Origin of the sequence: Almyronema sp. (assembly GCF_052168255.1) — a bacterium.
In the GTDB taxonomy this organism is placed as follows: Bacteria; Cyanobacteriota; Cyanobacteriia; order Phormidesmidales; family Phormidesmidaceae; genus Sphaerothrix; species Sphaerothrix epifaneia.
On the sequence record NZ_JBQLZL010000005.1, the window covers coordinates 4290 to 7399 of the forward strand.

The following is a 3110-nucleotide window of genomic DNA, read 5'->3' on the forward strand; positions in this document are numbered from 1 at the left end:
AATTTGTCAGCCTTAGCCAAGAGCGCCTCCTTTTTACTCAAAAGCTTATCCCTCAAACGCCAAGCACCCTGCGAGGTTGAATAGGCCAGATATCGCAGAGATAGATTTGGGTAAAGTCGAGGTACCGGGAGGCAGGCGTGAATTCTCAACTGTTACTCAATGTCTTAGCGACTGCGCCATTAGCAGTCTTGATGGCGCTGATTCACCGGGCGATCGCGCCAACAGCGCCTTTTTCGAGCCAGCAGATTAAACCGCTGATTGATTTAGCTTGGGATCAATTTGACCAAAATCAGCTAGACGCAGCGCTAGAAACTTTTTATTGCTTGCTGGTGGTGGCTCAACAGCATAACCACACCAATGGCATTGAAGTAGCAATTAACGGACTACAGTTAACCGCTCAAGAAATTTCGCGGCGCAGGCAAGGCCATTCGTGGGTCTTTGTCGCTTAAGCTCTGCCAGAGCAGTCAGGAAGGATGTCATAGCGAAAAACTGAGGCACAGGCAGCAGCAGCGGGTTGCTGTAAAAGTCTTGCAGCCATTTACGTATTTTGCACCTTAGGCGCTACAGCGATAAGAAATGAGGCGGCGATCGCGATTAGTTAGCCAGATGTGATATCAAATCAATCAGATGCGCTACTGTGACAGTACATCTTACTGGGTAACGCTATCGTTGGGTGGCAGCCCGCACTGTGTCCGTCCGTCGAAGGTGAGCGCCGTTGGACAATACCTATTCTCCGCTGATTGATCAAATTGTAGAGCAAACCCTCAAAGGCAAAATTCGCTCTAAGGCTCAGGTCAAAACGTTGTTGTTGCGCGGCTTGCAGCCTGGAACCGGAGAGTTATTTGAGCGCTGTTTAAGTGAGCGGTTAGCGGCGGCGGCGGCGGATACCTCCCTCAAAGCATCTCGCATTGTTCGCGCTTTACAAACCATTCAGGGAGAGTGGGCACACCTACAGCAAGAACGGGCGTCTGCCGATGGGTTAACTCAGGCTATTGCGGCGCTGACGACAGCCGCTGCTGCCGACAAACCTCAGATCTTTTTGCAACTTGTTGATCCAAACCAGCCTAACCACCTCAGCCACGAAGCCCTGCGACAGCTAGCCAAGCAAATGAAAGCTGAGGAAAACGCTCAGGCGATCGCCCAGGGCATCGAAACGGGCTTAGATGACTTCGATAGCCTAGAGGCAGAGCTAGTTAGCTGGCTCTATCAGCCCATTCGAGGGGCATTAGGCTTTGGTGGCGAAAAGCAGGGGCCGTGGAGCTTGTGGGCCAAGCGGGTGATCAGTCCGCTGCCGCGACAGCTTTTTACGGTGCTGGCTGAAGCCGATTCGATCGCCGGGTTTACCCAAACGCTAGAGGCGCTAGAGCTAGCAGGCTGGATTGAGTTGGTGGTGCTGTTGCAGGCGTTGCAGCGCAGCCTGGTTGCCTGGTTTGACCAGCAGCCCTACGACTCTAAAGCCGGACGCAGATTGTCTTACAGCACTTTTTTGATTTTTGCCCATATTTGGTATCAGCTCTGGCAAGGGTGGCTCAATCGCCGCAGCGATTTGGCCAATGGCTCTTTTCAGATGATGTTGCAAATTCTGCGACGGTTTGCCCAGCGAGAAGACTTTCCGCTTTATGGCGGTGTTTTTGCTTCGTTTACGGGAGACTATCTCAAAGAAACGCTAACTTACTTTAGCGATCCGCTTCAGCAGGTCGAAGCTACTCGCGAAAAAGCCCGGTTGCTCACCCTGCTAGGGTATTCTCAACGTACCCTGGGGCGCTATCAGCAGGCGATCGCCTTTCATGAAGAAGCTCTGCAAATTGCGCGAGATGCTACAGATGCGGTTTGCGAAATTGCCAACCTCAACCACCTGGCACGGGTTTATGTTTTGCAAGCCAGCTATCAGCAAGCGATCGATTTGAGCCAGCGGGCTTTGATTTTGGCTCGACAACAAGGCGATCGCTTGGCAGAAGCTAATGCCCTAGTCAATCTAGGCTACAGCGAAGTGTTTGCCGCCCGCGATGCTGAGCGGATGGAACCAGAGGCGATTGAGCGAGCCATTCGTTATTTAGAACAAGGGCTTGCCTTAGCCGAACGCCAGGGCGATCGCCAAAGTCAGGCGCTAGCCTACAACAGTTTGGGGATTGCCTATACCATTTCAACTCAACCCGGAGCCGCCGTCACCGTCTTAGAAAAAGGTTTGCCGATCGCGCAAATTTCGGGCAACGCCTACTTACAAGGGCTAAACGCCACTTATTTAGCCGAAGCTTACTACGCCCTGCAAAATCCGATCAAAGCGATTCACTATAGCTGTTTGGGCATGTACTGGTTAGAGCAAATGGGGGCAGAAGCTTGGCGACAGGCGGCTGGATTGCTAACCATTTTGCAAGGGCAACTAGGCGAAGTTGGCTTTGAGCAGGCGATCGCCCAGCAGCGACCAGAGTTTGTGCGCTTGATTGGGGTTGAGGGATTTGAGCATTTGCCCCAGCTCTGGCAGCGCTATCGGGAATCTTCCTAGCCCTGATCAAGGCTGAGTTAGTCCTGGCGAGTTAATTGCCAGTAGGCTTGGGCAAATCGCTGACCAATCACTTCATAGCTTTCGGAAGTGAAATGGACATAATCTTGCAGCGCTAAATCATCTGTTTTGATCATCGCCACCGCAGGAATGTTGACAGTTACTTGCTGTGCTTTCACCTGCTCCCAATTGGGCAGGATATCTAAGCGCGTTGTCGTGGCAATTTGAGCAAATACCAGCGGCAGATCAGGCTGATCTAAATCTTGCCTTAGATCACGAACGTACTGTTCAAAAAGCGCCGCCCATTGCTGAGGATAAACGCTACGTCCCGGCAACCGTTCTGGCGCGATCGCATCGGCCTCACCCTGAAAAAACAAAACACCCTCAACCGTTCCCATCACTGACGCCGCCCGTACATGCTTCAGGCAAGCTCCATACAGCGTATCTTCAGCCAGATTTCTCTGCCACTCAGCAATGGTAGAACCTCCCTTAGCGCAAGGAATCAAGCCAATTGCCAGATCTGGGTCATAAACCAGCAGCTCTTTGGCAAATGCAATCCCTGGCCCTACCCCTGGCGGCTTCTCCTCTGCCGAAACCTGATCCACCTGAT

At 52.3% G+C, this 3110-nt stretch carries 3 protein-coding genes; 2 read left to right on the forward strand and 1 reads right to left on the reverse strand.

What is annotated here, in order from left to right; translation table 11 throughout:
- Nucleotides 1–137: 137 nt before the first annotated feature.
- Together ACTS3T_RS01290 and ACTS3T_RS01295 are read left to right on the forward strand one after the other, a co-directional pair.
- Nucleotides 138–449, forward strand: a complete 312-nt coding sequence (locus tag ACTS3T_RS01290; RefSeq protein WP_462934632.1) for a hypothetical protein — start codon at nt 138–140, stop codon at nt 447–449.
- A gap of 266 nt (nt 450–715) precedes the next feature.
- The gene (locus tag ACTS3T_RS01295) at nt 716–2503 is read left to right on the forward strand and encodes a tetratricopeptide repeat protein (RefSeq protein WP_462934633.1); all 1788 of its coding nucleotides are present in this window, start codon (nt 716–718) and stop codon (nt 2501–2503) included.
- 17 nt (nt 2504–2520) lie between these two features.
- Here the strand turns inward: ACTS3T_RS01295 and ACTS3T_RS01300 are convergent.
- Nucleotides 2521–3110: sialate O-acetylesterase (locus tag ACTS3T_RS01300; protein WP_462934634.1), on the reverse strand; the 590-nt coding region annotated here is incomplete at its 5' end.